This window comes from Massilia aurea (assembly GCF_040790145.1).
GTDB classification, from domain to species: domain Bacteria; phylum Pseudomonadota; class Gammaproteobacteria; order Burkholderiales; family Burkholderiaceae_D; genus Telluria; species Telluria aurea_C.
Window position 1 is genome coordinate 23,980 of record NZ_JBFMMP010000028.1, and the last position, 6,882, is coordinate 30,861.

A 6,882-nucleotide genomic window follows, 5' to 3' on the forward strand; every position below is an offset into this window, starting at 1 on the left:
ATTTCAAGGACTTACGTCGTTCCAGTACCGTTTTACGCGAAAATATGCACATGCCGCGTTTCAGATGAAACACACAATTGCAACTTGAAATAATAGATGCCCGTTGCTGAGTCTGTGTCCGAATGTCAGACCTGACACCGGCTTTGCCGGCTTTGCGAAAAAAAAGCCGGGAGCGATTCTTGCGAACCCCTCCCGGCTTGGCGTGCGCGGACTGTCTGCGCTAATTGCTTAGTGCCCCGACGCCCCCGACGCGCCGATCCCGGTCTCGGCGCGCACTTGCTGCGCCTCGAAGCCGGCCCGGTCGATCCGGGCGCGTGGACCCTTGTCGGTGATCGAGAACAGCCAGATACCGATGAAGCCGACCGCCATCGAGAAGATCGCTGGCGAGGCGTACGGGAAGATGGCCGCAGGATGATGCAGCACGTCGACCCACACCGATTTCGATACGATCGTCAGGCCCACTGCCGTGGCCAGGCCCAGGAAGCCGCCCACCGTTGCGCCGCGGGTGGTGCAATCCTTCCACAGCACCGACATGAACAGCACCGGGAAGTTGGCCGAGGCCGCGATCGCAAAGGCGAGCGAAACCATGAAGGCGACGTTCTGCTTTTCAAAGGCAATGCCCAGCACCACGGCCACGATACCGAGACAGATGGTGGTGATCTTCGAGACGCGCAGTTCGTTTTCGCTGGTGGCGTTGCCCTTCTTGAATACCGTCGCATACAGGTCGTGCGAGACCGCCGAGGCGCCCGACAGCGTCAGCCCTGCCACCACCGCCAGGATGGTCGCGAACGCCACCGCCGAGATGAAGCCCAGGAACACGTCGCCGCCCACGGCCTTGGCCAGGTGGACCGCCGCCATATTGTTACCACCGAGCAGTGCGCCGGCAGCATCCTTGAACGCCGGATTGGTGCCAACCAGCACGATCGCGCCGAAGCCGATGATGAAGGTCAGGATGTAGAAGTAGCCGATCCAGGTGGTTGCCCACAGCACCGATTTACGGGCTTCCTTCGCGCTTGGCACGGTGAAGAAGCGCATCAGGATGTGCGGCAGGCCGGCGGTACCGAACATCAGTGCCATGCCGAACGAGATTGCCGAGATCGGATCCTTGATGAAGCTGCCCGGGCCCATGATGGCGGTGCCCTTGGCGTGCACTTCGGTGGCGGTCTGGAACAGCAGCGCCGGGCTGAAGTTGTACTGCGCCAGCACCGAGAACGCCATGAACGACGCGCCCGACAGCAGCAGCACGGCCTTGATGATCTGCACCCAGGTGGTGGCCGTCATGCCGCCGAACAGCACGTAGACCATCATCAGGATACCGACCAGCACGACCGCGATCCAGTATTCCAGGCCGAACAGCAGCTTGATCAGCTGGCCGGCGCCGACCATCTGCGCGATCAGGTAGAACGCGACCACGACCAGCGTGCCGGACGCGGCGAACACGCGGATCGGCTTTTGCGCGAAGCGGTACGAGGCCACGTCGGCAAACGTGAAGCGGCCCAGGTTGCGCAGGCGCTCGGCCATCAGGAACGTGATGACCGGCCAGCCGACCAGGAAGCCGATGGCGTAGATCAGGCCATCGTAGCCGTCGAGGAACACGGCCGCCGAAATGCCGAGGAACGAGGCGGCCGACATGAAGTCGCCCGCGATCGCCAGGCCGTTCTGGAAGCCGGTGATGCCGCCGCCGGCGGTATAGAAGTCGGACGCCGAGCGGGTCTTGGCGGCGGCCCACTTGGTAATGAACAGGGTGCCGACGACGAACAGCGCGAACATGCTGATCGCGGTCCAGTTGGTCGCCTGCTGCGTGGCCTGGCCAAGATCCGGCGCGGCCTGGGCGATACCGCTGGCGACCAGCAATGCCAACGCGAGAGTGGAAGTGCGAGCGCCGGCCATCATGCGCCCACCTTGGCACGGATGGCGTCGCTCAACTCGTCGTATTCGCGGTTGGCGCGGCGCACGTAGATGCCAGTGATCAGTACGGTGAACAGGATGACGAACAGGCCGAGGGGAATGCCCCAGGTGATGACGCCGTCGCCAATGGGGGTGCCCATGAATTCCTTGTTGAACGCGACCAGCAGCGTGAAGCCGTAGTACACGATCATCATGGCCCAGGTCAGGGTCCAGCCGAAGCGGGAACGGATGCGTTTGAGTTTCTGGTAATTGGGGTCGTTCTTGACCCGGTCTACGATGTCTTGATCCAAAATTGTCTCCTGATTCTTTTGATAGTGCCGTGGTTCGGCTGCCTTGTGGCTGCGGCCCATGCTACGGGGATGCCCTTACCGGATTCTTACGCGGCGGGCCTAAATTCGACCGATCGTTCGCCGATTGCCGTTTCAAGCTGAAACAAGCGCCTGCGTTTGCACTACACTTGAAACATGGATTCCACACGCTCCCTCGCTGCCGGCAACAAACCCATCATCTGGACGGTGTCGGTCTCGCGCCTGTCGGCGCTGTTTCGCGACATCACCGTCGAGTACGACCACCTGGCCGCCATCGAACCGCTGCACATCGGTTTCGACGAGGCCGCGAAACACATCCGCGAACGGCTGGCGACCGAGCATTGCGATGTCGTGATCGCGGCCGGCTCGAACGCCGCCTGGCTCAAGAGCCGCGTGTCGGTGCCTGTGGTGGCCGCCAAGGCCAGTGGCTTCGACGTGCTGCAGGCGCTCACGCGCGCGCGCAAGCTGGCCGGCAACGCTGCCGGCGCCATCGGCGTCGTCAGTTATGGCGCGCTGCTGCCGGAACTGGCCGACTTCGCGGCCGGCTTTGGCCTGGACCTGGTCCAGCGCAGTTACGTCACGCAAGAAGACGCGCGCGCCGCCGTCGAGGAGCTCAAGGCGATGGGCGTGGCGGTCGTCGTCGGCGCCGGCTCGGTCACCGACCTGGCCGAGGAAGCCGGCCTGCGCGCCGTGTTCCTGTATTCGGCGGCGTCGATCCGGCAAGCGTTCGACGATGCGTTGGAACTGGCGCGCCTGACCCGGCTCGAGGTCAACCGTGGCCGTGGCGGGCGCCCTTCGCCCGACGGGCAACGGCTGCGGCGCGGCCTGAACGACCTGCGCGGCGACTCGCCCGCAATGGAGCGGTTGCGCCAGACCGTGGTGCTGTATGCGCGCTCGCCCAGCACCGTGCTGATCGAGGGCGAAACCGGCAGCGGCAAGGAACTCGTGGCGCAGGCGATCCACCGCGAAAGTCCGCGCCGCGACGCGCTGCGCCCGTTCGTGGCGGTCAACTGCGGCGCCATTGCCGAATCGCTGCTCGAATCCGAACTGTTCGGCCACGAAGATGGCGCCTTCACCGGCGCGCGCCGTGGCGGACACGCCGGCCTGTTCGAAGCGGCCAATGGCGGCACGCTGTTTCTCGACGAGATCGGCGAAATGCCCCTGGGCCTGCAAACGCGACTGCTGCGCGTGCTCGAGGAGCGCGAAGTGATGCGCGTGGGCGGCACGCGGCCGGTGCCGATCGACGTGCGCGTGATCAGCGCCACCCACTGCCATCTCGAAGCGCGCGTGCGCGACGGGCGCTTCCGGGCCGACCTGTTCTATCGCCTGGCCGTGCTGCGCCTGGCGCTGCCGCCGCTGCGCGCGCGCCCGCAAGACATCGCACCGCTGCTCGAATGGTCGCTCAAGGGCGCGCTGGCTGCACTGGGTGCACGCCCGCATCCGAACCTGGCGGCCGAACTGACGGCGTGTGCGCCGCTGCTCACGGCCTACGCCTGGCCCGGCAATGTGCGCGAACTGCGCAACCTGGCCGAGCGCCTGGCGCTATTTTTGGCGGCCGAGCCGCTGCAGGCGCTGACGCCCGGCTTCATGCTGTCGGCGGCGCCGGAGCTGGCCCGTGGCGCCGCCATCGACAGTGCGTCAAGCTCGCCGGCGCGTGAGTCGGCGGCGGCGGTGCTGGCGCGCTTCGGCGGGCAGCGCGACCTGGCGGCCGATCACCTGGGGATCAGTCGCACGACCCTGTGGCGAAGGCTGAAGGCGGAAAGCTGACGTGATTCTGTGGAGCCATTGATCGCTGACAATCCGGCCACGCGCAAAGCTTGACGGAACTCTTGGCAAATCTTTAAGGCACTCCAAAGCAACGCGTGGCGAAAACTCGTATCATGTTTCTTTGATACGGCCTGGCGGCCCACTCCGGAGGCATATATGCAACATGCGTCGCAAGCTGCTCTGTTTTCCCTGATTGGCGATACCCCGCTGGTGGAAGTGACCCGCATCGATACCGGGCCCTGCCAGCTATTTCTCAAGCTCGAATCGCAAAATCCCGGCGGCTCCATCAAGGACCGCATCGGCAAGACCATGATCGAACAGGCCGAGCACGATGGCCTGCTCAATCCCGGCGGCACCGTCGTCGAAGCCACCGCCGGCAACACGGGCCTGGGCCTGGCGCTGGTCGCGCGCATCAAGGGCTATCGCGTCGTGCTGGTCGTGCCGGACAAAATGGCGGCCGAAAAAATCCTGCACCTCAAGGCGCTGGGCGCCGAGATCCACCTGACCCGCTCCGACGTGGGCAAGGGCCATCCCGAGTATTACCAGGATGTTGCGGCGCGCCTGGCAAAAGAAATTCCCGGCGCCTGGTTCGCCGACCAGTTCAACAACCCGGCCAATCCGCGCGCCCACGAAACCACCACCGGCCCCGAGATCTGGGACCAGGCCAAGCACAAGCTCGACGCCATCGTGGTCGGCGTCGGTTCGTCCGGCACGCTGACCGGCCTGTCGCGTTATTTCAAGAAGGTCGCGCCCCAGCTCGAATTCATCCTGGCCGACCCCAAAGGCTCGATCCTGGCCGAATACATCGACACCGGCCACGTGTCGCAGCATGCCGGCTCGTGGGCCGTCGAAGGTATCGGCGAAGATTTCATTCCCGGCATCGCCGACCTCACGCGTGTCAAGCAGGCCTACACCATCACCGACGAAGAAAGCTTCTCGACGGCGCGCCTGCTGCTGCAGCAAGAAGGCATCCTGGCCGGCTCTTCCACCGGCACGCTGCTGGCCGCGGCGCTCAAATACTGCCGCGCGCAGACGCGCCCCAAGCGCGTCGTCACCTTCGTGTGCGATACCGGCACGCGCTACCTGAGCAAGGTGTACAGCGATGGCTGGATGGTCGACCAGGGCCTGATCACGCGCCCGAAAACGGGCGACCTGCGCGACCTGATCGGGCGCCGCCACGATGCCGGTGAAGTCATCACCCTGGCGCCATCGGACACGCTGCTCACGGCGTTCAACCGCATGCGCTCGAGCGACCTGCAGCAACTGCCCGTGATGGACGCCGAAGGGCGCCTGGCGGGCCTGATCGATGAATCCGACCTGCTGCTGCAGGTGACGCAATCGAACGACCATTTCGGCGCGCCGGTGTCGTCCACGATGACGGCCGACCTCAAGACCCTGCCCCCTGGCGCGAGCATGGCGCAACTGCGCGACATCCTCGACCGGGGCCTCACCGCCGTGATCGCCGACGGGCCGCAATTCTATGGCCTGATCACGCGCTACGACCTGCTCAATCACTTGCGAAGGACGCTCTCGTGACCCATCCGGAAACCAAACAAATTATCGAATTCAAACGCCACCTGGCCACCCGCGTCATCCACGGCGGCCAGTCGCCCGAACCGGCGACCGGCGCCGTGATGCCGCCGATCTTCGCCACCTCGACCTACCGGCAAGAGAGCCCCGGCGTGCACCAGGGCTACGACTACGGCCGCTCGCACAACCCGACGCGCTTCGCGCTCGAGCGCTCGCTGGCCGACATCGAGGGCGGCCGCGCCGCCTTCGCCTTTGCCTCGGGCCTGGCGGCCATTGCCGCCGTGCTGGAGCTGCTGCCAAGCGGCTCGCACATCGTGGCCGGCGACGATATGTACGGCGGCACCTACCGCCTGTTCGAGCGCGTGCGCCGCGACAGCGCCGGGCACATGTTCAGCTACGTCGACCTGTCCGATCCCGACGCGCTGGCCGCCGCCATCACGCCCGCCACGCGCATGGTGTGGGTCGAGACGCCCACCAACCCGATGCTCAAGCTGGCCGACCTGACCGCGATTGCGGCCTTGTGCCATGCGCGCGGCATCCTCTCCGTTTGCGACAACACATTTGCCAGCCCGATCATCCAGCGCCCGCTCGAACATGGCTTCGACATCGTGGTGCACTCGACCACCAAGTACATCAACGGCCACTCGGATGTGATCGGCGGCGTGGCGGTGGTTGGCGCCAGCGACCACCAGACGGGCCTGGCCGAAAAGCTCGGTTTCATCCAGAACGCGGTAGGCGCCATCCAGGGGCCGTTCGACAGCTTCCTGGTGCTACGCGGAATCAAGACCCTGGCCCTGCGCGTGGAGCGCAGCAGCGCCAATGCCCTGCTGCTGGCGAGCTGGCTCGAGCAGCAGCCGCAGGTCCGCAAGGTGCACTATCCAGGGCTTGAATCGCATCCGCAGCACGCGCTCGCGCGCAACCAGATGCATGGCGGGTATGGCGGCATTGTCTCGATCGACCTCGATACCGATATCGACGGCGCGCGCCGCTTCCTGGAAGCGTGCGAGGTGTTCACGCTGGCCGAAAGCCTGGGTGGGGTCGAGAGCCTGATCGAACATCCGGCGCTGATGACGCATGCGACCATTCCGCCTGCGCGGCGCGCCGAACTGGGGATCGGCGACGGGTTGATCCGGCTGTCGGTCGGGATCGAGCATGTCGACGACCAGCGCGAAGACCTGCGCCGCGCGCTGGCGGCGATCTGACCTGATTGAAGGCGGCATGACAGTAGATACCGCCTCCCCTGTCAAGCCCTAAGGCGCAAATTTTGGGTCATAGGGCTTGCCAGAATGGACCACGCCGAAGCATAGGTGTGCCAGTTTGCGCATGGCAGCACCAATCACAGCCATCTTGGATTTGCCTTTAGCAAGCA

Annotated in this window: 5 protein-coding genes and 1 pseudogene; 3 read left to right on the forward strand and 3 right to left on the reverse strand. The window is 65.2% G+C overall.

The features are described 5' to 3' along the window. Positions 1-228: 228 nt before the first annotated feature. Both AB2N08_RS22280 and AB2N08_RS22285 read right to left on the reverse strand, forming a co-directional pair. Positions 229-1,890 carry a cation acetate symporter gene (locus AB2N08_RS22280; protein WP_370662444.1) on the reverse strand — a complete coding sequence of 554 codons (1,662 nt, stop codon included), beginning with the start codon at positions 1,888-1,890 and terminating at the stop codon, positions 229-231. Beyond that, on the reverse strand, positions 1,890-2,198 hold the full coding sequence (locus AB2N08_RS22285; protein WP_367613094.1) for a DUF485 domain-containing protein: 309 nt from the start codon (positions 2,196-2,198) through the stop codon (positions 1,890-1,892). The genes AB2N08_RS22280 and AB2N08_RS22285 overlap by 1 nt, the downstream gene beginning before the upstream one ends. 174 nt (positions 2,199-2,372) lie before the next feature. Here AB2N08_RS22285 and prpR point away from each other — a divergent pair, with 174 nt between their 5' ends. The 3 genes from prpR (at position 2,373) to AB2N08_RS22300 (ending at position 6,715) form a co-directional block, all read left to right on the forward strand. Then, the gene (prpR, locus tag AB2N08_RS22290; RefSeq protein WP_367613095.1) at positions 2,373-3,983 is read left to right on the forward strand and encodes a propionate catabolism operon regulatory protein PrpR; all 1,611 of its coding nucleotides are present in this window, start codon (positions 2,373-2,375) and stop codon (positions 3,981-3,983) included. Positions 3,984-4,139: 156 nt separating this feature from the next. Further along, positions 4,140-5,519, forward strand: coding sequence for a pyridoxal-phosphate dependent enzyme (locus AB2N08_RS22295; RefSeq protein WP_367613096.1), 1,380 nt, complete (start codon positions 4,140-4,142; stop codon positions 5,517-5,519). Next, a complete protein-coding gene (locus AB2N08_RS22300; RefSeq protein WP_367613097.1) occupies positions 5,516-6,715 on the forward strand; it encodes a trans-sulfuration enzyme family protein in 1,200 nt (399 codons plus the stop codon). Before AB2N08_RS22295 ends, AB2N08_RS22300 begins: the two co-directional genes overlap by 4 nt. A 48-nt stretch (positions 6,716-6,763) precedes the next feature. Here the strand turns inward: AB2N08_RS22300 and AB2N08_RS22305 are convergent. Beyond that, positions 6,764-6,882 (reverse strand): annotated as a pseudogene (locus tag AB2N08_RS22305) (IS110 family transposase); the annotation flags it as partial.

What these genes read in the sequence shown, in the direction of transcription:
- AB2N08_RS22280 (WP_370662444.1), bottom strand. Translation starts at nt 1,890, where the DNA reads ATGGCCGGCGCTCGCACTTCCACTCTCGCGTTGGCATTGCTGGTCGCC.
- prpR (WP_367613095.1), top strand. Translation starts at nt 2,373, where the DNA reads ATGGATTCCACACGCTCCCTCGCTGCCGGCAACAAACCCATCATCTGG.
- AB2N08_RS22295 (WP_367613096.1), top strand. Translation starts at nt 4,140, where the DNA reads ATGCAACATGCGTCGCAAGCTGCTCTGTTTTCCCTGATTGGCGATACC.